We start from the raw sequence: 23,687 nt of genomic DNA, 5'->3' as shown, positions 1-23,687 counted from the left end.
TTGTTGTTATTCAAAAGATTTAGTGCCGATCCATGCTCTAACTGTTAAAGTATTTGTTCCAGTTAGTTCGGGTTGGATGGAGTTGTATAAATTGGTAATTTCTTGATGAATTGACCCAGTACCGTGTTCGAGTCGGATGAGATTGCCTGTATTGTGTATTGCTTCTGCCCCAAATCGTTGTAAGTTTGATGTTGTTTGCCCAACTATATGATGCCACGCTAAGCCCGATCCTGCCACCCCCATCGTTCTTTTAAATTCACTAAAGGTATGAAAGCCTGGCCCCGGTCTTTTCGGTGAAATGACTGTCATTAATGCTAGTTCTCTAGCTAGTCGTATAGCTATTTGTCGTCTAGTTTCGTCTGTCATTTATCTGAATTAGCTTGCACTTCTTTGACTTGCTCCTATCATGGGACATCTTGATTATTACCAATTTTGATATTGAACTAGGTAATATAAAAAGTGCGATCGCCCGGATTGACGAAAGGTCGATCGCTCTTTTGAACCGCAGATACACCCAGATGGACGCGGATGGGGGGAAGGGCGATCGCACTTTTTGTCATAAAGGGCGATCGCTTTTTTTGAACCGCAGATAAAGGCAGATGAACGGGGATGAACGCAGATGGATTAAGGGCGATCGCACACAATACAATTGTATTGTTAGCACTCAGATGAGATACAATTAAAGAGAGATCCTAATGTTCAAGTTGGTATTTCAGTCAATCTCAAATCACCCTGCGTGAACCACTCACCCTTGAGCACAGCCAAATACTGACCATTAGCAATAATGGCTGTCTTTCGGTTAAAGAAATCACCCAATTTTTCCACTTCAATTTGATCTCGATTTAAACCGTTGAGTAACCCAATTCCGCTGATACCACGAAGATCGCCGCCTATGCCGTCCGGCAAGAAACCTGCACGAAAATCCTCTATTATGTCAACTTTGTCTAGATTAGCGGTATCTGTAATAGGTAAACCTGTATCAGTAGCCAACAGAAACAAATTATTACCTAAACCGCCGATTAGGATGTCTTGCTCTTTGTCCAATCCACCAAAAAGAACATCATCATCGTTCCCACCATCTAATCTATCTGAACCGGTTCCACCAGTGAGGATATCTTTGTCACCACCGCCTGTTATTACATCATTACCCTCACCGCCTTCAAGTACATCTTTTCCAGAATCGAACAAACCATTGCCGCCTATCAGCGTATCGTTACCTGCTCCACCATCAAGAGTGTCATCACCGCTGTCGCCATTAATTTCATCATTACCAGCATCGCCGAAGATTTTGTCATTTCCTGTGCCTGTGAAAATTGGGTTCCCAGTTCCTAAACCAAACAGGATATTACTGCCGTCTAATTTGCGATCGCCTATGTTATTGTCAATGCTGCCATAGATTATCTCATCATTTGCTGAGTTAATATCCTTAGTAGCCAGAAAGATTGGCTGATCGGTTGCTTTAACTGCCATCACTCCTTCATGGCCTGGAGAATAAGAGTCCGATCTTGCCTTAAACCGCTCTCGCTCAGTAAGAATGCGATCCTTGATGATTTCTTGCTGGATTAATCCTAGTTGCTGATCCTTTATATCCTGATTAAGCAACTTTGTGAAAGTCTGGACAACCTGACCATGCTCACTACTAAAATCTAGTGTACTTCCAAAATTAATTTGAAATGACTCATCAGCAGTGGCAGCAAGTTGCTGATTTCCGGCAAGGCTTCGTGCTCCCACAAGTGCTAGAGAGTAATTAGAGACTTCACTAAATTTATTGGGCGAATCTGCTTGAGTATTTCGACCATCTAAATCATAGTCAACACCTGCAAGGCTTAGGAGATCGATGTTGCTTTCTGATGGTGGATCTAAAGCAGTAATTGTGCTAACACCTACTCCATTAGGTTTTATTTCGTTGCCTTGGTCATCTTTGAAGCCTTCTTTGTAGAGGCGACCGATTTCACCGCTGACTAATGAACCCAGACTATGACCTATTAAGTTTAGACTTTTGCTAGCTGCCACAGAATCTATTTTTAATTCTTTTAGTAGTTTTGTAACCACAAATTCTGCAACAGGTCTAATCCACTTCGCAGCCAAATAGTTACCGACTCTTAAAGATGGATCAACAGGGTTTTTATCCTCATTAGTTAGGCGACCATTAACAGAAGCTTGCTCCCAGTTTAAGAAATAAACTCTATCATTAGGTCGGACATTTGCTAAAGCTGCTGCTAGTTTGGGTAAGTTTCCTGTCGGCCCATCATTCCACCCGTGAATAACAACCCAGGTTTTTCCTGTTTCAGTTTCTGATTCAAAAAGAGATGGTTGCTTATCTGTAGGGCTAAACAGTTTTAGCTCAATTTGGCGCTTTGAAGTTGTCGAATCACCAGGTTTCGGTGGTGGAGAAGAAGGATCTCGAATTTTATCTGGTCGATCATCAACTAGATCAACCATTTTTAGTTGAGAAGGATTGTCGGGATCTGTGATTTCAAACTTTGTACGACCCAAGACTCCATAAGGAAAAGATCCGGCACCTTCACCAAGTTTTGGAACAGCATAAGCGGCTCCTACTGCTGTAGCAAGTCCAAATAATGGGTTAACAAAGGTTACTCCTATTGCACCACCAAGAAGACCCCCAGCGGTTGCTACCAGATTCTGTTGCAATAAAAAATCATCAGGCGATAATTTGAATTGACCAGTGACAGAACCTTGTATGACTGAGGGAGGGTTATTGACTACGGTGGGAACTCGCTCTGTTCGCACATTAACCTTCGTATCACCCAGATTACCAAATCCAGGTATTTGCAGTTTCAGATTATCGTCACCACCTGTACTATCCGATTTTAAGGTGACTTTAAAATTTAGCTGATCACCCGGCTTGACATTTTCAAATTTCTTGGGTGAAATATCTTTCACATAGTTGAAATCATCATCAGCAGGTACGAGAGTAATTTCCTGACTGACTCGATCTAAGCCCTCTGTAATTGCACTCACCAAATTAGCACTATCTGAGTCTAATCTGACAACTTTACCGAAACCTAATTTATTAACTAGGTCGTTATACACTGAAATATTGTTTACATTATCTATTTCGGATATAGATGTAACAGCAAAAATAGGCACTATACCTGCATCAATCAACGCCTCGCGAACTTGCTGAATACTCGGATAATCTTCTCCGGTTCCCGGCGGATTGCCATCAAGGACAGCATCGCCATTGTTTGGTCTGGTAATTCCAGCCTGAATCCCACCATCACCCGCTTGGTAAAACGGTGCATCTGTAGCTACAACAACAACACGTCGCGCACTATCTCGGAAACCAATTTCAGAAGTGCCAGCACGACGTGCCGTTTGTAACAGGGCTTCCAGTGATGCTTCCGGTTCTTGAGCATTACCAGGGAGAATAGTTAGATTATTCACTGCCGATTGCAGTTCATTTTCATTTTTGGTTAATGGCAGATTAGTTCGATAAACATAATGACCAGCCTCAATATTTCCGATTCCTTCTATTGGCTTGTCAACAAAACTGCCAAGACCAAATTGAGTATTTGGCTGCTGATTTAACAGAGTATCAACTAAATTTGGTACTAGACGCTGGAAAGTAAACACATCATCTCTGAACGAGTTAGAAGCGTCTTGCAGCAGAAAAACATCAAGTGGAAGCTGGTCATTCGTCGCACTAGCACTAACTGTTGAAGAACTTGGCATCTGAGCAGCCACAGTATCCACACTTTCAACACTTAATGCGCTGCGAGTCGTTGAACTAGAAGCATCCCCAGGCACCGTCACCGTAATATCTAAAGTAATTTCGCCACCAGGCGGTAAAAACACATCGATCGTATCCGCTGACAGAATTGTTCCGGGAGTGCTCGATAGTACCTCTCCTTTCTTAATTTGAATACCAGATGCTCCCCCAATTCGATCGCTAATCCCCTTGACAAGGGTATCAAAAACCCCCGCTCCTGTTCCAGGATCGATCGCAATTCGCGCCCCATCCGCCGTGAAACCAAAAAGTTTCTCGCCCTCAAACATCAAGGCTAAAATATTACTAAAGCCAATATCGCCAATTTTTGCTGCTTGACCAGTGAGAGATACTGCATACAAACTATCGCTTGTCGCCCCCTTCGATGTGGCTAAAAATCGATTATTCGGAGCATCAAATGCCAAGTCCCCACTGCTATTGAATCCAGTAGATTCCAAGTTAGCGATTAAATATAATCCCGCATTAGTGGTATTAATCGCATATAAGTTAGAATCCCCAGCCCCATAGAGGATATCATTCGCAAATTCTAGAGCATTCATGTTGACACCCGCAGGGAGGCCGCCAACAAATGAAGTTAAACCCGATACTGGATCGATTTTGAATAACTGAGTAGGCGTAATTCCGAAAATCGTCCCGTCTTTAGAAACAGCGATGTCGGAGAAACTGAAGGTACTAGCAATTTGGGTGAATTTTGCTGACGGATCGATCGTTCCAACTTGTCCGCTTAGTCCGTCGAAAGTCGAAATGAAAGACGAACTGGTTCCTAACTGGCTAGCAATGCGGGTATCCGAAGCAGAGGACAAGATTCGATCGCCCTTAATCTCTTCCTCTTGAGGCGCGATCGCACTTGCATCCACTGCACTACCCAACAACACATCATCTGTCAGTAACTTCATAATCCCATCTCCTCACAAATATAGTTGCGTCAAAACCAGCAAAGCCCGCCTAGCAAGCTTTCCTAAATATCTATCAGGGCCTTCCTCTGCTTTTTATGCCGATCGCCCTATTTTTGTAACAAAACTTTACATTGCTCCCAACAGCAGATAAGCTGTATCCCCGATCGCCCGCCCGATGCACCGTCAAACGTAGCTGACAGCCAAACACATCATTTCACAATACTCCACAATCCTGAATCTGTATAGGCTTAACGGCTCACCATTTGGCTCAACATCAAAGGCTCATTTGGCTCATTTGGCTCATTTGGCTCACCAAATCATGTAACATTATTTACTAAGGCCGAGTTTCCGTAGAGGAGTAGCAATGGCAGGTTTGCTCAGAGCATCCGAAGAAGGGCTAAAAATCATTGACATGGTAAGACGCAATCTCGGATGGAACAAAACTGAGGATACCTGGTGTGTCGCCGCTTTAGTTTCAACAGCTACCTTAAAGCGGTTTTGGGCGAAAATAGGAATTAGACGAGAGAACTTTATCAATATTTGCAAAGCGGTAGAAATAGAAAACTGGGAATACATTGCGGAAGGCTATAAAATCAATAAAACAGAACCACTTTTAGCCGCCGCGATCGCAGATATTCCTCTCGACTGCCAAAACGATCGCACTTTCCCCCTCCCAGAAAACTTACCCCCCGTCAGAAATTGGGTACACCGCACCAAAGAAATCGACACCTTAAAAACCCTAATTGTTGAACCCCATCTTGTAGGGGCGGTGCCCCCGTGCCCGCCCTGGGGGGTTCCCATCGCCATCTCAATAGTCGGATTACCAGGCATCGGCAAAACCACCCTCATCAGCCAACTAATTCGCCAAATCCACACAGAAAAAACCCCCTTCGCCTGCACCGCTTGGCAATCCTTGCAATCGGCAACAGGCAAAGCACCCCCCTGCGATCGCACCATTGACTCGCTGCTATTCACCCTCTCCAACGGCGACATTACCGCAGCCGTCACTGCTCAAGATGACTCTTTCAAAAAAATCGAAAATCTGCTCAAAATCCTCAGAGAAAAACCTTGCTTGCTCGTTTTCGATCGCGCCGACACACTTTTGAAAACAGGAGAAGCCAAAGCCGCTGGTTATTTCGCCGAAGATTGTGCAGAATATGCTTGGTTATTCAAACAGTTATTAGAAACAGAACATCAAAGCAAAATTATATTTACCAGTCGCGAAAGCTTAGCCGAATTGCCGTCAACAGTCACCCGCGAAATCCAGCTAAATGGATTGGATCGAGATGCCGCAGTTGCCCTATTGCAATCTTTTAATCTGACTGCGAATGCAGAGGAATTAGCCGAAATATGCGATCGCTATTCAGGACATCCCAAAGCCTTACAACTCGTGGCTGCCTTGATTCGAGACGATACCGAGTTTCAGGGAAATGTCGGGATTTTTCTGCACCAGAGAGACTGGTTGCTGATTCGAGATATTGAAAGAGCGATCGATGAAATGATAGCGCGTCTGGGCGACGGCGAGCAAACTTGTCTCAGCCGAATTTCTGTCTACCAAACCTCAGAATATCCGCTATCTTTTGCAGGAATTAGCGCTCAAATGCCAGAAGTTAGCAAGTATGAACTTAATGAAAATATTATTCAGGCACTCAAGCGCCGACAATTGCTATATTACGATCGCCACCTCAAATCCTATCAGTTGCATCCCCTAGTCCGAGAAAAGGGCGAGTACCTGCTAAGTCAACATCCCGAAAATCTACGTACCGCCCACAGCCAAGCCTATCACTATTATATCAGCATTCCCCTCAAACCAAAATCAGAATGGCAAGATATCGAGGATATTAAGCCGCTAATCAGAGCGCACTATCATGCTTCTCAAGCAGGAGATTTAGATGCGGCAAATGCGATTATTTCTGAAGTTTGTGAGTATTTGCGACAGTGGAATTGTGCAGAGTTGGTGTGTGGAAATATAGAGTTGCCACTGTTAACTGAAGTAAAAAACATAACTCTGTAGGGGCGGGTTCACCGACAATAATTGCCAAAAACCCACAATCTCATAAACCCGCCCCCACACCACCATCAATCCCAATCTACCTCTTTCAAAATAACTATAAAAACCTGGAGGGCGGGTTTATTTAACCTGTCTGCACCGTTAAATCTGTTGGTGAACCCGCCCCTACAGGATGTATAAAAATGGCGCAGAATGTGAGATTAAACTGATATATTGCACCATTTTCAATAACTCTGTAGGGGCGGGTTGACCGACAATAATTGCCCCAAACCCACAATCTTCTAAACCCGCCCCCGCACCACCATCAATCCCAATCTACCTCTTTTAATATACTTCAACCACTAGAATAAATCCCTCTTTCTTGCAGTTGCTGCATAAAAAACTCTTCCAAAGTAGGCTTAGCCAAATTCATGGCAATTAGCTGCCCTCCCGTACCGCTAAGACTAGAAATAAACTCCTTCGGATCGCCCTGCAAATGACCGTACCACAAATCATTATCAACTTCCATATCCGGTATCCATTTTTTCAGGATATTCAAGTGGCCGCCCCTACCTTCAACCCGGTAAGTTTCAGTTTTGCCGAGGATTTCGTCGATCGCACCAATGCAGATTAACTCACCCTTCGCCAAAATTGCCACTCGATCGCAAATCTTCTCCACATCAGACAATATATGCGAATTAAAAAAAATCGTTTTTCCTTGATTTTTCAGGGATAAAATTATCTCCCGCATCTGATAGCGCCCCATCGGATCTAAACCAGACATCGGCTCATCTAAAAATACCACATCTGGATTGTTAATCAAAGCTTGAGCCATGCCGATCCGTTGCAGCATTCCCTTAGAATACTGGCGCAACTGTTTTTTAATTGCCGCCGATTGAGATAGCCCAACTAAGTCTAGTAAATTCGGAATTCGCTGTCGCTGAATTGAGGGGGGAATTTCAAATAAGCCGGCCGCAAATTGCAAGAATTCCCAGCCCGTGAGATAATCGTAAAAGTAGGGATTTTCTGGCAAATAACCGACTCGCTGCTTCACAGTGCGATCGCCCAAAGGCCTCCCCAACAGCAGCGCCCGCCCAGAAGTGGGGCGCACTATCCCCAGCAAAGTCTTAAGCAGCGTAGTTTTTCCCGCTCCATTTTGCCCTAACAACCCGAAAGTTTCCCCCTCAGAGACAGTCAGAGTGCAATTTTTAAGCGATTCAATTTTTTCATTCATCCAGAAGCCGGTACGGTAGAACTTCCCCAGATTAAATGTTTCCACCACTGGGGTAGCTCTGGGCATCTCGATGGGATTTGGCGCATCTACAAGAGGTTCCATTTTTGTCAGAGAAATAACTAGCACCTGATTATATTCTATTGCATAAGTTAAGTAATAATTGCTATTTTTAATGTTAAACTAATATTAGCTGTAGTTAAAATTTGCTGAATATGGATCGTTCAAAACTTGTTGCTATTATCACCGGAGTGATTTCTATAATGTTAGCAGTTGCCTATCTGCTGCTTGTCACCCTCCTCGACTTCCGAGGCGAAATGCTGCCCGCACCTCAAAGTCAGTTGCCAGTGTCCATGCCACTTCAGCAATTAGGCACTGCCAACCCGACTTTGCGAGTACATTAGTTATTGGTTATTGGTTATTGGTTATTAATCATTGCAATAACAACTAACAACCAACAACGGCCAACTAAAAACTAACAACTAACTAATACACATGAATTGCTTTCATCATGTGATATGCAACTAGCAACTGCGTCAAAGCTAGCGGGTAACTTTGCAAAACTTCACCTGTTGTGCCGATCAGTTTGCCAATTTCCGGGTTGCCTTGGGCGGAACAAAATCCCCGCAGGTGGGGCAACTCGCTGCACAACATCATTTCCAGTTCGTTTACTTGCTCGCTGGTAGCATGGGAGTCTACTTCCAAAACGTCAACTGGTTTGCCCATATCCCGATCGAGTCCCAAGCGAATTGCAGGTTTAAAACTCTCGCTGCCTCGACCTAAAATTTCAGTAAAATCAGGGTGAGGAATTGTCGGTCTGAGCACTAAACGGACGCTCAAATTCGATTCATTTTCCGCTTCGGGCGGGTAAAAACTAACTACAACGTCGGCCGATTTGCGCTGAGGACGAATGAAGTCTTCAGAGTCCGGTTCCCGTTTTTTTATTTCTGCAAGCACCTGTTCTTCTGTATAACCGCGCTTCATGATATCGCGCTTAACTTTCCACTGAGTTCGCAACTCTTCGGGAGGAGCAAGATACACTTTTACGTCGTAAGAATCGCGGATTGTTCGGGTTGCGTAACCCAGCAAACCTTCAACTATTACAAATTTGCTGGGCTTGATGTATTCCGGTGGGTCGAATGTACCTGTGGTGTGGTTGTAGATGGGTTTGAGAATTGCTTGTCCGGTACGCAGCAGGCTGAGGTGCTGCTGCATGATATCGAGATAATTGCAGTCGGGATGCAATGCTGTGATTCCGATTTCTGCCCGCTGCTTTCTGTCGTAGCGATGATAGTCGTCAGTGCAAATCACAGTGACATTTTCTGGCCCCAATACTTGGGCAATTCCCCGCGTCAGGGTGGTCTTGCCCGCTGCGCTGTCTCCGACAATACCGAGAATAATTGGTCGATCGCTCATTGTTTTTACCCGGACGCACAATAGCAAATTTTGTTGTCAATCTTAAATCTTATCAAAATTGTGTTCGATCCGATCGCTCGGTTGGACTTTCCCCCCCCCGGAGTCTCCCCCCTATGTAAAATTATTGTAAAATTTCTTAATAAAAATCAACAAAGCAGAAGGAAGGGAACATCTCATTGAACGATCGTAATTACCCAATTCTCAATTCCCTGTTTGCCCCATTACCAGTCATCCTTTCGTTTGTTGCTGTAAGTTTCCCAATCATCTTGTTGCGGCGGCTGATACAAAGGTTCTGGTTCTATTTCTGGTTCCAATTCCGCTGACATTTCTAATTCGGGTTCCGATTCTTGCTGATAGATGTTCAGAGGTTCGACAACGCGGGCGATCGCATCTTTGACAAATGCTTTGACAAACTCGTCTTTCCTATTTAACTGAAACTGCCTTTGTACAACTTCGGTGATGCCGCCGTCGCCCCAATCTTGATCATGGCGGAAATATTCAATAAAACTTTTACCTGCAATTCTGGTTAAATAAGCCGCACTGACTGCTTGAATTGCTTTGCCAAGTACAAACCCGGCTACGCTTAACTGCAACGCCCTTGATACTACTTGAATTACGCCTTCAACTATTCCCAAACTTGCTAGGGTTTTTGCTAGAGACAATGCCAATTCTTTCGCGCGATCGATATTTAATTCGCAGCCGTAAATCTTGGCAATTTCTACTACCATTTGAGCGTTAACTGCTGCTGTCGCTAACAAATCCACAACAGGCAAAGGCGTTACGGCAATTACTCCGGCTCCGATCCACTGAAATCGCTCTACTGCCTTATCAGCTTGCCGCCTTCTTTGAGCGTCAATTAACTTGCGCGCTTGGTCTCCCAAGTGCTGAGATTGCAGCAAAATATTGTCCGCAATTAAGTCTTCACCTTCGGCTCGCAAAATCGCAGCGACGCGCCGAATTAATGGCATAATATCCGGGTATGGCTGAAAAATTGTGCCGTCTTCTAGTACAACTTTTTGCGGATTGGCGCTAATTGCTACTACATCCATTCCTGATACAAAACCTTTGACTCGCTGCCGCAGCCGATCGAGAATTTCATCTCTGTCGGTGTCGGGATAAAGGTCAACTTTATTAAAAACCACGATCGACCTTTTGCCAATTTCCGCCAAAGTCCGCAGCGGTTCGTACTCGGATTTGCGTAAATCGCCGTCCAAAACAAATAAGATCAAATCAGCCCTCGCCGCCAACTGCCTCGCCAATTCCTCTCTGTAAGTCCCCGCAACTCCCGCTTCCAAGATGCCTGGGGTATCAGTAATTGCTAATTCTCGATCGATTCCTTTCAATGAAAGAGTGTAAGTTTCCCCAACTTCGGTAGTTCCCATCGGCGCACCCACCTGTCCCGCCATCCGCCCCACCAGCGCATTCACAGCGGAAGTTTTGCCCGCAGAACCGGTGCCGAAAACAACTACTCGAACGCTGCCCCTCGCCATGCTAGCTTCAATTTCGCGGGCTCTCAACAGCAAAGCTTGCCGCGCTACTTCATCTTGAATGCGATCGACTTGTTGCCTGATTGCTTTGAGATTTTCCGAAGCTGCTTCACTTTTCACAACAGGAATCTTCGGAGTAATCGGCCGTTTTCCCTTAACTTTCTGAGGGCGTTGCAGCAGCCTAAAATAGTAAACCAGCGCAAAAATTAGGGTTCCCAAAAGTACAATTATCAGGAAAATCAGCAAATTAGCCAGCAGCGGAGAAGCAGACCACGCAACTTGACTGTAAAGCCCTGTTAAGGAACTCACCAGCCCAATAATCAGCCCCAGGGTGAGGCAGAAAGCAGCAATTAAGGTTAACAGGCGCGGCAAAGGCATGAGGAAAGTGGCAAATAAAAGGGCTATGCTTTGATTTTTACATTACCCCGATAGTCCTCAGTCATTGCAAATCTAAAATCTTCTAAAATCTAAAATGGCGAAGCGCCCGTTAGCGTTAGCGAAGCGATCCGAAGGAAAGCCCTCGTCGAAGAGGATCGTACTGCGTGAGCCCGCAAACCCCGATTCTGTGGCACTGCGGGCGCGATTTGCGGGGTTTTAGTGGTAGCGAGTGCATATAAAGTGCGATCGCGCCAGAGTCTGCAATTGTAGCTTGCACGAGAACTTACTAAGTCTGTGGCAAAATTCGCCAGTATGTAACAAAAGATTAAGTAGAGTTATTCGAGTTAAATTTAATAGGTTGTGTAAGGTTGTGTACGGTTTTTTCTTTACCTTGTACCTCATGAATTACCGCAGAAGCAATCTCTAATTCGGAGTCAAATATTTCTCCTGCTCGTTCATCTTTTTTGATGTGTTGCCATTCCCAGCCAAAGCAAATTTATTCCTTCTCATATCAATTCCGCCTGCGCCGGAATGATATCAAATCCGCGCTTAGAAAGTCGGGCGTAAAGTCGAATCAAGCTGCCAACAAATAATTCGCGCCATTTTCATTTTTTTGACTCACAGTCAACAGTCAACAGTCAACAGTCAACAGTCAACAGTCAACAGTCAACAGTCAACAGTCAACAGTCAACAGTCAACAATGATTCCGGTTGCACCGGAATCGATTGCTAATTGCCGACAATCGGCAGAGTGAGATGTACCGTTGTTTCCTTTTTATAGATACTGGTAATTGAGAACTCTCCTCCTGCCAGTTCGACAATTTTCATGACAATTTTTAAGCCGATACCGCTGCCCTGCTGCTCATACGTCTTGCGCTCAAACTGCATGAAGGCACCTATTTTAGCAATTTGCTCTTCTGTCATGCCCTGCCCCGAGTCATGTACAGATAAATGCAGCATCTCCCCTAGGACTTGACTACTAACTTTAATAGTTGTCTCTGGTGAGGAGAATTTCAGTGCATTATCAATTAATTCATGGAGAATCGTTGATAGATATCCGTCTGATAGAGCGATCTCCGCTTCCTCAAGCGTTAACAACAGATCGTTGCTACGGTTGACCTTCTGAGCATGGTATTTCAACTGGGCTTCAATGGCGCAAGCTGAAAATTGAGCTTGGGCAGATTCGATCTTATGCTGTTGACTTGCCGATAGTTCTAATCCTAAATAAATCAGGAATTTTTTCGTTAATTTTTCTAGGCGACGGGCAGAGTCATGGGCCCAGCCTAGGATCTCACGGATTTGGGCGATATCCATGTTTTCGATATCGTCCTTGAGCAACCCGATCGTGCCTAAGATGCCATTGAGGGGCGTATTCAGTTCGTGGGATAGAGTAGAAGCTAAGTTGCCACGCAGCTCATTGAGGGTGCTTTCCAAGACATTAATGGTATTTTCTTGGATGTGGTATAAGTTCTGGATATTATCATACTGTTGCTTCATTCTGAGCATTGAATGTACGCGGGCACGCAGTTCAATTCCATTCAGAGGTTTACTAATAAAGTCGTCGGCGCCAGCGGTTAGACACTGGGCAAGATCTGATTTTGAGCTTAATGCCGTTACCATAATGATTGGAACAGCTTTCCATTTTGACATCGCTTTGATTTGCCGACAAACTTCGATACCGTCTATTCCTGGCATCATCACATCGAGTAAAATTATATCGGGTTTAAATACATCTAGAGATGCGATCGCCTCTTGACCATTAGCAGCGTAATACAATTCATACTCCTGCTCTGATAACAACGTTTCAAGTACATCAAAGTTATCAGGCTCATCATCAACAATTAAGATAGAGAATTGAGACATAGTTCTAACCCGTGGAATAATGTATAAAGTTTTATGGGTTTAGGTGATAGTTTTTAGCTGTGCTGCCAAAGTGATTTCAAAAATGCTTCTTTGCGGTTGGTTGCTTCTGACATAAATTTCGCACCTATGTGCCTCAACGAGCATTTTGCAAAAGGCTAAACCCAAATTATTTGAGATAAATCCTTTCAATTTCAGCCCCCGCGAGGGGTGGAAAAAATAAATAACCCTGTCCAAATTCACAGCCCAGTTGTTGGAGGCACTGAAGTTGCTGAGTCGTTTCAATGCCTTCGGCAATGACGGAAATTTCGAGTTGATTACTCAGAGTAATAATGGTGTTAACGACTTGATAGTTGCGATTTCCTGCTTGGATCTGATTGACAAAAGAGCGATCAATTTTGAGGTTATCCACTGGAAAACAGTGCAAATAACCCAGGGAAGAATACCCCGTGCCAAAGTCATCAATGCTGATCTGAATTTGCCGCGATCGCAATTGTTCAGTCAGCGCGATTGCCTTCTGAGCATTGTCCACGATCGCGCTTTCGGTAATTTCCAGTTTCAGGTGAGCGGGGTTGACGGCGGTTTCTGCCAAAACCCGATCGATATCAGCCAAGAGGGTGGGGCAAGTAAATTGCCGCACAGAAAGGTTCACGCTCATGGTTAACTGCGTCCAGCCCCGTTGATGCCATGCACGCAGTTGCTGACACGCCTGCTTCAACACCAGCATCCCGACTGGCACAATCAGCCCTGTTTCCTCCATGCAGGGGATAAATTCTCCTGGTAAAACCATGTCTCGATCGGGATGTTGCCAGCGTACCAGTGCTTCAAATCCAACGATTTTTTGGGTTTGAAGATTCACAATCGGCTGGTAGTAGGTGACAAAATCTTGATGTTCCAGCGCTCGCTGCAAATCATTTTCCAGCGTCAGGCGGTTCAGCATTGCCAAAGACATCTGGCGATCGAAGATTTGATAGCAGCCTTTACCTCGAAGTTTAGCTTTGTACATGGCCGTATCAGCATCTTGCAAGGGTTCTTCCGGTTGTTGATAAACACTACTGCCTAGAGCAATGCCGATACAAGCAGTCATAAAGAGTTCACAATCGGCAACCACAAACGATGTGTCAAAGCCCCGTAGAATAGCTTGGATAAATGGTTCAAGGGCGATCGCATCATCAATTTGGTGCAGCAAAAAGCAAAACTCATCCTCACCCATACGCGCTAACACGTCGCCGGGGCGCAGATGATGCTGTAACCGTTCTGTGATAGCGATCAGCAATTGATTGCCAATAGCGTAGCCAAAGGAACCATTCACCAGTTTAAACCGATCGCAGTCTAGATAAACCACCGCAAACGAGGATTCCCCAGCTTCTAAAACCTCAGCCAACTTCTGAAGTAAGAAAGTCCGACTGGGTAGCCTTGTGAGCGCATCCTGAAAAATCATGGTTTGCAACTCGGCGGTTCGCTGTTGCACCGTTGCTTCTAATCGGGCATTGAAGCTTACTAATTGCTGATATTGTCGATGGATGCGTAACATTGAGCGCACCCTTGCTGTTAACTCCAAGCGATTCACGGGCTTGCTGATAAAGTCATCCGCCCCAGCCGTCAAACATCTTGCAAGCTCCGTTTTGGTTGTCAGGGCTGTCACCATAACGATCGGCAGAGCTTCCCATTTGGGCATAGCTTTAATGCGTTGACAAACTTCAATGCCATCCATCCCTGGCATCATCACATCCAGCAAAATCACATCTGGCTCAAAGATGTTTAAGGAATCGATCGCTTCTTGCCCGCTGGCAGCATAATGCAATTGATAGTGTCGATCGTTCAATAGAGTTTCAATCACATCAAAATTATCGGGTTCGTCGTCAACGATCAAAACAGATGGTACATTCATGAATTATCTTCCCTGGGAAGTTAAAAGGTGTTGAATGGTGGCTGCTAACTGCTTCAGCTTGACGGGTTTGGTGAGGTAATCATTGGCTCCGGCGGCAAGACAACGATCGCGATCGCCCGTCATGGCTAAGGCAGTTAGGGCAACGATCGGCACATCGACTAACCTAGGATGGAGGCGAATCTGCTGCATAGCTTCTAGGCCATCCATACCAGGCATTTGAATGTCCATCAAAATTAGATTGGGGTTTTCCGACTTGGCCAGGGCGATCGCCTCTTCTCCATTCTTAGCCAAGAGAATGCGATAGCCTTTAGCTCTCAGGTAGCTCGACACCGTACTGATATTGGCTTCGTTGTCTTCCGCCACCAAGATTAAGGGAGAGCCTTCCTGCTGTTGGGTCTGACTGGGTTCGATGCGGGGCTCTGTCTGGGATTCCGGGTCAACAGAGGATGGCGCACCAGTAGGGGCAGTACCCCCGTGCCTGCCCTCGAATTCGATCGTGAAGCAACTTCCTACACCCACAGTGCTAGTGAGCAACACCTGCCCGCCGTGGAGTTCGACAATGCGTTTCACCAGGGCAAGCCCCAAGCCTGTCCCCTGATATTGACGATTCAGCGCGCCATCGATTTGGATAAAGGGCTGAAACAGTTTGTTGATATGTTCTGGGGCAATACCAATACCTGTATCGATGACGGCAATTCGCAGGGTTTCTGTGACCAAAAAATGGGGTGGGGAATCGGCAGAATCTGGGTCTGCCCGGCGCTGTTGACCGCTCACTTCTAGGGTGATGCGTCCTCCGTTAGGAGTGAATTTTACCGCGTTATTGAGCAGGTTGATCAAGACTTGGCGCATCCGCCGTTCATCAATCAATAAGTCGGGCAGATTGAGTGGGACTTTAATCTCTAGCTGGATGCGTTTTTGCAGGGCTTGTTGTTTAATAAATGGCAGACTGGATTGACACAGATGATTGATTGAAACGGGGGTGCAATCGAGTTCCATTTGACCGGATTCAATTTTGGCGACATCCAAAATGTCGTTAATTAACTCTAGTAAGTGAGAGCTACTGCGCTCGATAGTTTGTAAAGCTTTGATTTGTTGTTCGTTGATGATGCCAAATACTTGCTCTTGTAGCCCCTCGCTCATGCCCAGAATGGCGTTAAGGGGGGTGCGGAGTTCGTGGCTCATGTTGGCGAGGAATTCGTCTTTGAGGCGGGTAGCACGGGCCAGTTCTTGGTTAGAGACTGCCAGTTGTTCGTTGCGCTCGGTGAGTTGCTGCTGGGCTTGTTGCCGTTCGGTGAGTTCTTGCTGCAACTGCTCAAATAGGCTAGCTTGTTGAACCGCGATCGCCAACTGGTTAGCAATTTGTTGCAGGAGTTGCGCTTCAGACTCTTGCCAGACTCGCTTTTCTCGGCAAGCATGGACGACTAAAACCCCCCAGAGCTTGTTGGTTTGCCCAGGGGCAACCCCTCTATGGCTTTGGCTGCTTCGGACTTCTTGCAGGATAGGTGCAACCATTTTGGACTTGACTTGACCAACGCTTGCGTATTCCACCAAGCAATTAGTCCCCATATCGGTCATTATATCGGGGACGATACGGGGCTTGCCCTGGGAATAGTGGTTGAGGATTTCTTGAGACCACAGTTGCTTGTCCCAGTGAAGGTTTTTGAGCGCGGGAAACTCGGTCAACACAGATTCTTCAACTATTTGACTTCTGCCATTGCCAAATAGCCGGATGACGATGATTCGATCGCCTTGCAAGATTTCTTTGACTTGCTGTGTCACAGTCGCCAAAATTTCCTGAATATCCAACGATTCGCGAATTTGCTGGGCGATCGCTCCCAAAGTTCGCTGGCGTTGCAGTTGTAAAGCGATCGCCTTTTCTGTTTCCTTGCGGATAGCCAGCTCTGATTGCACCTGTTCGTAGAGGTAAGATTGCTGAATGGCGATCGCTAATTGGTTAGCAATTTGTTTAAGTAAATTGATTTCCCACTCTTGCCATTGGCGCGGAATATCGCATTGATGAACAATCAGCAACCCCCAGAGGGTTTGATTTTGAATAATTGGAACTACGAGTTTGGCTCTGACCTGGATGTCTGCGAGGAATTCAACCAAGCAGGGTACGATGGATTCGTTTTCATCTTCCCTATCGTTGAGGGCATAAACTCTTCCTTGGATATAGCGATCGTAGTTCTCTTCGGGGAAAACCTCTTCTGGGAAGAGGATATCCAGAAGCTTAAGCCTATTTGGCGAAACTGATTCAGCAATGGCAGCCCCCGTCCCTTCAGGAAAAACCCGATAAATCAGCGTTCTGTCTGATTGCAAGAGCTGATGGATTTCCTCAACAGTGCTATTGAGAATCTCCTCCAGATGCAGAGACGATCGCATCCGTTTAGTAATCGCTCCCAGCAAACGTTCCTGTTTTGCTTGTTGTTGCAATCTCAGTTCGGCTTCTTTGCGATGGGTGATATCCTGAAACGTGCCTACCAGACCAATAATATTACCTGAGCAGTCTCGCAGGGGAGCCTTGTGGGTTTCGAGAAATATTGGTTTACCATTGGGTAGGGTTAGCGTTTCTTCGATCCCTAATATAGCTTCACCCGTTTCGATTAACCGCCGATCCATCGCACAATACTCGTTCGCCTCCACTTCTTTCTGGCAAATATCTAAATCTCTTTTACCTATACTTTCGGTCGTAGATGGCAAGCCTAGAGTTTTGGCAAACTGCTGATTGCATCCTAAAAAAACCGACTCTCGATTCTTCCAAAACACCGAAAGCGGGATGGTATCGAGTACCGTTTGCAGAAACTGCTGAGATTCTTGCAAAGCCTTCTGGGCCTGTTTGCGATCGCTGATATCTACTAATACACAAATAGTTTGATCCTCTGAGCCTGGAAGAAGTGCGGCTCCGATCAGCACAGAAATCCGGCTGCCATCCTTACGGTAGTATTCCTTTTCCAACGAATCGATCGCGCCATCCTGCATCAGGCGCTCCATCGCTAAAACATCAGCGTGGGCATATTCGGGGGGGGTCATGGCATCCCAATGAATCATCCCAGCATTTAGTTCCTCCCTAGTGTAGCCAACCATCTGTAAGAAGCGATCGTTGGCATCGATAATGTTCCCCTGAAAATCGGCAAACATCATGCCGCTCACACTGGACTCAAAGACCCGGCGGAAGCGGATTTCACTGCTTTCCCTGGCGAGTTCAGCTTGTTTGCGATCGCTGATATCCGATAAAATTCCCTGGATGCTAATCAATTCCCCTTCAGCATTTATAACGGGTGTGGCGCTGCTTCTCACCCAGACATAATTGCCATCTCGGTGGCGCTGTCGGAACTCATAATCACTTGACTTTTTACCAACTTTGATATTCTCCCGATAATCAGTAACCACCAAAGGACGATCGTCTGGATGCACCAGAGATATAAACGACTTACCCATCCATTCACTCTCGTCCCAGCCAAACATGGTCTTGAATTGCGGTGACACATAAGTGAGCATCCCATCGGGTTCACATGACCAGATCAAATCATTAGCCCCTTCTACCAGCCGCCGGAATTTAGCTTCACTCTCTGCTAATTGGGCTTCGATCTGTTTGCGATCGCTGATATCGCGGCATACACAAATCAATAATCCATCCTCTGTGAGGGTGAGGGATAGCCCTTCGGCAAAGGTAGAGCCATCTTTGCGGGTGGCGATCGCCTCTCCCTCCCAAGCGCGATCGCCTCCGAGCACTGGAAAGATTTCCCGATCAAACCGTTCTAACTCCTCTGGGGAATACAAAGATTTCCAGGTTTTGCCTACCAGTTCTTGAGGATGTTCGTAGCCAAACAGTTCTAGATGGGCTTGATTCAAATAAAGGTAGGTGTCTCCTTGCATAATGGCAATGCCGTCGATCGCCGCCTCAATTGCTGCCAGTTGTCGTTTTAGGGTTTCTTCGGTTTGTTTGACATCGCTAATATCTGCAAAATAGCCAACAATCTCGATTGGCGTGCCTTCTTCATCTCGCAGCAGACGCATGGCATCCCGTAGCCAAACGTAGTGACCATCGCCATGCAAAAATCTATATTCATGCTGATGCGTGTCGTACTCAAAGAGAGCCGATAGATGTGTAAAAATTCTAGGGGCATCTTCTGGGTGAATATGGTTAGCCCAGAACCCAGGTGCCGATAAAAATTCTTCTGGTTTGTAGCCCAAAATGGCTTCGATATTTTTGCTCATGAAGGTTGCGTCATAGTCGCCATAGGGCTTACAGCTATAGATCATGGCGGGGCTCGATGCCAGAAGAAATTCAAGGCGTTCTTTCAAAAGGCGATTTTCTAGCTCTGTCTGTTGGCGATCGGTAATGTCTTGGAGCAGGCCAAGCACATAGAGATGTTCATCATCCATCAATAGGATAGAAGTGGAAAAGGAGATAGTGCGGCACTGTCCATCTGGGCGCCTAATTTCCCTATCCACGGCGATTAAGTTGCCCCCTTGTCGTATCTTTTTCAGGTCGGCAATCGTCTGTTTTTGAGATTCTTGATTATTCAGGTACAAGCTGTGATACAACCCCAGACGGTTAATTTCTTCTAAGGTGTAACCCGTAATCGTTTGCATTTGCTGATTCCAGACTGTGAAGCGGACAAATGGAAACTCCTCAACTTCATAGAAAACGCACAGCCCTTCTGTCATGTTTTCTACAATTTGTTGACGGAAAGTATTTTCGTGCCGAAGCGTTGCTTCGGCCAACTTGCGATCGGTAATGTCGAAGCGAATGGCTAGATACTGAAAAGGTCGCCCGCCTTCGTCCAAAAAGGGGACAATGGTGCTAGCAACCCAGTACAGGCTACCGTTTTTTGCCTGGTTGCAAATTTCACCGCGCCAAACATTACCGCTAGTAATGGTCTGCCACAGGTCTTGGAAAAACGCAGGGGGATGATAGCCAGAGTTGACTAGCCGATGGGTTTTGCCCATGAGTTCATCGCGGGAGTAGCCAGAGATCGCACAGAAGGGATCGTTGACGTAGGATATCACCCCTTCGCGATCGGTGATGACCACAATGGCAGACTGATCCAAGGCCTGTTTAAAGGCTGATAATTCTTGAATTAACTGCTGTCGTTGGAGTTCAGCCTGCTTGCCTCTGCTAATATCAAAGTTGACCCCAATCATGCTCTGGGGATTGCCTTGGGCATCTGGCACGACGACACCATAGGCTTTAATAAAGTGGAGGCTACCATCGGGATGCAACACTCGAAACTCGGTATCAAATTCTGCCTGTCCTAAGACGGCTTGTTGGAGCAATGTTTCGGTGGCGGTGCGGTCTTCGGGATGTAGCCGGTTTGCCCAAATGTCGTAAGGCAGAGGGGAATCAGATTGTTTTGTGACACCGTACAGTTCGTACATCCGCTCATCCCAAAAGAGGGTGTTCTGTACAAGATCGAAGTCCCAACAGCCGATCGCCCCTGATTTGAGCGCCAAAGCGAGGCGATCCGATACTTTCTGTAGTTCTGCTTCTGCACGTTTGCGATCGCTAATATCTTTGGCGATGCCTAAAAAGCCGATAATTTGTTGATTGACATCCTTGAGGGCGCTGATGGATAGCGACACTGGAAATCGAGAGCCATCTTTGCGGATATAGCTCCACTCTTCTTCGCTGAGAATACCTTGGCGTGCTTTGGCAACAAAAACTTCAAAGCCGGGGGGAATATTTTGCCCTAGTTCGGCAGATAGTGATGCTGCCCGGTCAATTACCTCATTTGCATCGTGGATGAGTTCGGGCGTACCTTTGCCGACCACTTCTGCTGCACTGTAACCGAGCATCCTTTCGGCTCCAGCATTAAAGGTCTGGATGATGCCAGTTGGGTCAGTGGAGATGATTGAGTAATCAGCACCATCGAGGATGGCGCGTTGCAGGCTGTTGACTTGCCAAAGCTCTTGGGTGCGTTCTTCGACTTTTGCTTCTAGCTGTTGGTTTAGTTGGTACAGTTGTTGCTCAGCCTGTTTGCGAGCCGTAACGTCTCGAATCATAAACAAGGCTTCATCTTCGCCGCTCTTGACAACTCTGACCTCTTCATATTTCAGGCGTGGGCCAATGTGCACCTGCTGTTCATAAACTTGCAGTTCTCCTGTGCGTAAGGCTTGCTCTATGTGGTGTAGATGTCGGGTCGCAATTTCTCCTGACATAATATCCACCATCGCCACACCAGGGGTATCGACACCTGTACCGAGAAAGTCGTGCTGACGATTGGGTGTCACGCTCCCCCGATAAATACCATCGGCACCGATGCGAAACATGATGTCTGGAACTGCTGCTAATATGGCTCGGCTGTGGGCTTCGCTCTGGATCAGGGCGGTTTCGGCAAGTTTGCGATCGCTAATGTCTGTAATAGCGCCTACATAGCCGACTACTTGCCCCTCTGCATCCAGTTCGGCAACGGACTGCCCATATACCGACGCCACAGCACCGTCGGGACGTTGAAAGCGATATTCGAGCCGGAAAGGGCGATTTTGTTGGGCAGATTGTTGCCATTCGACCGCGATCGAGTCGCTATCTTCGGGGTGCAGCGCTTGTCGCCATCCTTCTCCGATGGCGGCTTTTGGGGTGAGTCCGCTGATCTGACACCAGCGATCGTTAACATAGATGCAGTTGCCCCCTGGATCGGTGCGGAAAATCCCCACTGGTACGGCTTCCACTAGGCTGACGTAGCGTTCTTCGCTTTCTTGCAGGCGGGCTTCAGTTCGTTTGCGATCGCTAATGTCGGTAATGGTGCCTATATAGCCGATCCGATGTCCATTGGCATCGAGTTCGGCGACGCACTGCCCATAAACCCACGTTACTTCACCGTCGGGACGTTGAAAGCGATATTCGAGTTCAAAAGAGTCGTTACCTTGAATGAATTGCTTCCATTGGGCAATGACCCAATCGCGATCGTCGGGGTGCACTCCTTGTTGCCATCCCTGTCCGATAGTGGCTCCTGGTGTGAGTCCGCTGATCTGAAAGTAGCGATCGTTGACATAGGTGCATAGCCCCTCCGCATCGGTGCGAAAAATCCCCACCGGAGCGGCTGCCGCAAGGGCGGCGTAGCGTTGTTCGCTCTCGATCAGGGTGGCTTCGATCCGCTGTCGGTTTACCAGTTCATTCTGCAATTTTTGGTGGATCGTGGCTTGTCCAATGGCGATCGCCAGATGCACTGATAAGGCTTGTACCAGTTCGACTTCTTCCGGTTGCCAGTGGCGGGCGTGCTGGCTTTCGCTGGCATTGAGCAAGCCCCATAACTCATCGCCACACAGTAGCGGCACCAAAAGTTTGGCTTTTGTCTGGAGGCGGATCAGCATCTGCCGATGACAGTCTGATATTTTGGCTGTGGAGATATCTGGTACGACGCGAACATATCCCTGACTATAAATCTCAGGATTGTCTTGCTTAAAGCAGGTCTCATTGACCCGTTGGCCCAACAGAGATATGGACGAGTCGGTGGATTCTGCCACGACAATGATTTCCCTATTGGGTTCAAACCGCCAAATATTGACGCGAGCGCAGCCCAGCACTTGCCGCACCTGCTGGACAGTCGTATCCAAAATCGTTTGCAGGCTTAGGGACGAGCGAATTTGGGTAGCCAAGTCTGCGACTAATTTCTCTCGTTGTACCTTGGTGTTGAGAGCGGCTGTCCGAGCTTCCACCTGCTGCTCGAGATCAAGGTTGCGATTTGCTAGCAGCGCTACCTTTTCCGCCTCTAGCCGCACCACCTTCTCTTCCCACTTCTGGACCAGTTTGTATAGCTCCAGCGGGTTGAGGGCTTGCAGCAAACTGGTCTGGGTGACGATGCCTAATAGTTCTCCTAGCTCCCCTGTCACCGCCAACCGACGGATCGATCGCTGCTCCATGATCTGCTGCACAGTCCAGAGCGACTCCTCTGGCTTGACCTTAAAAATCGGTGTACTCATCACCGCCTCAGCTAGACAGGTTTCCATGTTCAAGCCCAAGGCCTGAAATTGCACAATATCCCGCTCGGTGACAATCCCCACTGGCATTTGTAGCGGTTCAGTAGAGATTCCGCCTGGGTGTACAATCATCACGGAACTGACGCGATGCTCTGCCATAAGTTGGGCGATCGCCAGTAGGGAACAATCCGGCGCGGTACAAATCACTTCGCGGGTCATCACCTCCGCCACCATACGCAACCGCAACAAGTCGAGCGGTCGAGATATTTGGCGCAGAGTTTCGTGAGTGACTATGCCCACTAGGCGATCGAACTCGTCCAAAATGGGCAAATGGCGAATGTGGTGCTGCTGGAGCAGATTAATCGCAAAAAATAAATCGGTGAAGGCGGACTCACGGAGGGTGACGACGCGGTGTGCGATCACCTCCCGGATCGCCAAATTCTCCAAGGAACGCTGCTGGGCACTGAGCCGCACCACGTCTCGCTCGGTCAGTATGCCGACCAATTGCTCGTTTTCCACTACCAACACGCAGCTCGATCGCGCCTCTATGTGGAGGTCTTCGAGTTGACCATCCGCCGTTCTAGCGGTGTTGCAGAGCGATCGCACGCCGCTCATTTGGGCGATCGTATCCATCACCGTCGTATCGGGCGAAACCACCAAGGGCTCCCGCACGATCGCAGTCCTGAGTTCTATTGGGGTGAGAGCCGTAGTACGACTGAACATGGGTTTATAGGGTTTTATTGCTGATTATTTTTTTAACCATTTCGCCTTAAACACATGAGCTGATAGCGGGCACTGGTCGGCTAAACCGTGATGAACTTAAAGCCTCTCGATGATAGAAGTTCAAGCATCGTAACAGGTCTCTCAA

12 protein-coding genes are annotated in these 23,687 nt (G+C 46.9%); 4 read left to right on the top strand and 8 right to left on the bottom strand.

The features are described from left to right. Positions 1-6 precede the first annotated feature (6 nt). Positions 7-366, bottom strand: a complete 360-nt coding sequence (locus QUB08_RS22910) for a hypothetical protein (protein WP_333227406.1) — start codon at positions 364-366, stop codon at positions 7-9. 50 nt (positions 367-416) lie between these two features. Here QUB08_RS22910 and QUB08_RS22905 point away from each other — a divergent pair, with 50 nt between their 5' ends. Beyond that, positions 417-593 carry a hypothetical protein gene (locus QUB08_RS22905; protein ID WP_333227404.1) on the top strand — a complete coding sequence of 59 codons (177 nt, stop codon included), beginning with the start codon at positions 417-419 and terminating at the stop codon, positions 591-593. A 106-nt stretch (positions 594-699) separates the two neighbouring features. Here the strand turns inward: QUB08_RS22905 and QUB08_RS22900 are convergent, their stop codons facing one another. Continuing rightward, positions 700-4,290, bottom strand: coding sequence for a VWA domain-containing protein (locus QUB08_RS22900; RefSeq protein ID WP_333227402.1), 3,591 nt, complete (start codon positions 4,288-4,290; stop codon positions 700-702). Between the two features lie 112 nt (positions 4,291-4,402). Here QUB08_RS22900 and QUB08_RS22895 point away from each other — a divergent pair, with 112 nt between their 5' ends. After that, the gene (locus QUB08_RS22895; RefSeq protein ID WP_333227400.1) at positions 4,403-4,585 is read left to right on the top strand and encodes a hypothetical protein; all 183 of its coding nucleotides are present in this window, start codon (positions 4,403-4,405) and stop codon (positions 4,583-4,585) included. A gap of 426 nt (positions 4,586-5,011) precedes the next feature. Next, positions 5,012-6,661 carry an ATP-binding protein gene (locus tag QUB08_RS22890; RefSeq protein WP_333227398.1) on the top strand — a complete coding sequence of 550 codons (1,650 nt, stop codon included), beginning with the start codon at positions 5,012-5,014 and terminating at the stop codon, positions 6,659-6,661. A gap of 331 nt (positions 6,662-6,992) precedes the next feature. On the opposite strand, the gene QUB08_RS22885 is transcribed toward QUB08_RS22890, so the two are convergent. Next, complete coding sequence (locus QUB08_RS22885; RefSeq protein ID WP_333227460.1) at positions 6,993-7,973, bottom strand: ABC transporter ATP-binding protein; 981 nt, start codon at positions 7,971-7,973, stop codon at positions 6,993-6,995. 110 nt (positions 7,974-8,083) lie between these two features. Between QUB08_RS22885 and QUB08_RS22880 the strand changes: the two genes are divergently transcribed. Next, the gene (locus QUB08_RS22880; protein WP_333227396.1) at positions 8,084-8,272 is read left to right on the top strand and encodes a hypothetical protein; all 189 of its coding nucleotides are present in this window, start codon (positions 8,084-8,086) and stop codon (positions 8,270-8,272) included. A gap of 82 nt (positions 8,273-8,354) precedes the next feature. On the opposite strand, the gene QUB08_RS22875 is transcribed toward QUB08_RS22880, so the two are convergent. The 5 genes from QUB08_RS22875 to QUB08_RS22855 form a co-directional block, all read right to left on the bottom strand. Further along, entirely contained in the window at positions 8,355-9,284 is a 930-nt protein-coding gene (locus QUB08_RS22875; protein ID WP_333227394.1) for a phosphoribulokinase, read from the bottom strand. Positions 9,285-9,505: 221 nt separating this feature from the next. After that, on the bottom strand, positions 9,506-11,149 hold the full coding sequence (locus QUB08_RS22870; RefSeq protein ID WP_333227392.1) for a GTP-binding protein: 1,644 nt from the start codon (positions 11,147-11,149) through the stop codon (positions 9,506-9,508). 728 nt (positions 11,150-11,877) lie between these two features. Continuing rightward, positions 11,878-13,011: a hybrid sensor histidine kinase/response regulator gene (locus QUB08_RS22865; protein WP_333227390.1), complete on the bottom strand. Its 1,134-nt coding sequence runs from the start codon at positions 13,009-13,011 to the stop codon at positions 11,878-11,880. Positions 13,012-13,177: 166 nt separating this feature from the next. After that, entirely contained in the window at positions 13,178-14,899 is a 1,722-nt protein-coding gene (locus QUB08_RS22860) for an EAL domain-containing protein (RefSeq protein WP_333227388.1), read from the bottom strand. A gap of 3 nt (positions 14,900-14,902) precedes the next feature. Then, the gene (locus QUB08_RS22855) at positions 14,903-23,542 is read right to left on the bottom strand and encodes a PAS domain S-box protein (RefSeq protein ID WP_333227386.1); all 8,640 of its coding nucleotides are present in this window, start codon (positions 23,540-23,542) and stop codon (positions 14,903-14,905) included. Positions 23,543-23,687: the final 145 nt, after the last annotated feature.

The organism is Microcoleus sp. BR0-C5 (assembly GCF_036705045.1).
Lineage (GTDB): Bacteria > Cyanobacteriota > Cyanobacteriia > Cyanobacteriales > Microcoleaceae > Microcoleus.
The sequence above is the reverse complement of the archived record's forward strand: the minus strand, read 5'-3'. Positions and strand labels throughout refer to the sequence as shown.

Coding starts and splice junctions, on each gene's coding strand:
- QUB08_RS22910 (WP_333227406.1), bottom strand. CDS start 366: ATGACAGACGAAACTAGACGACAAATAGCTATACGACTAGCTAGAGAA.
- QUB08_RS22900 (WP_333227402.1), bottom strand. CDS start 4,290: ATGAATGCTCTAGAATTTGCGAATGATATCCTCTATGGGGCTGGGGAT.
- QUB08_RS22895 (WP_333227400.1), top strand. CDS start 4,403: ATGTCGGAGAAACTGAAGGTACTAGCAATTTGGGTGAATTTTGCTGAC.
- QUB08_RS22890 (WP_333227398.1), top strand. CDS start 5,012: ATGGCAGGTTTGCTCAGAGCATCCGAAGAAGGGCTAAAAATCATTGAC.
- QUB08_RS22885 (WP_333227460.1), bottom strand. CDS start 7,973: ATGGAACCTCTTGTAGATGCGCCAAATCCCATCGAGATGCCCAGAGCT.
- QUB08_RS22880 (WP_333227396.1), top strand. CDS start 8,084: ATGGATCGTTCAAAACTTGTTGCTATTATCACCGGAGTGATTTCTATA.
- QUB08_RS22875 (WP_333227394.1), bottom strand. CDS start 9,284: ATGAGCGATCGACCAATTATTCTCGGTATTGTCGGAGACAGCGCAGCG.
- QUB08_RS22870 (WP_333227392.1), bottom strand. CDS start 11,149: ATGCCTTTGCCGCGCCTGTTAACCTTAATTGCTGCTTTCTGCCTCACC.
- QUB08_RS22865 (WP_333227390.1), bottom strand. CDS start 13,011: ATGTCTCAATTCTCTATCTTAATTGTTGATGATGAGCCTGATAACTTT.
- QUB08_RS22860 (WP_333227388.1), bottom strand. CDS start 14,899: ATGAATGTACCATCTGTTTTGATCGTTGACGACGAACCCGATAATTTT.
- QUB08_RS22855 (WP_333227386.1), bottom strand. CDS start 23,542: ATGTTCAGTCGTACTACGGCTCTCACCCCAATAGAACTCAGGACTGCG.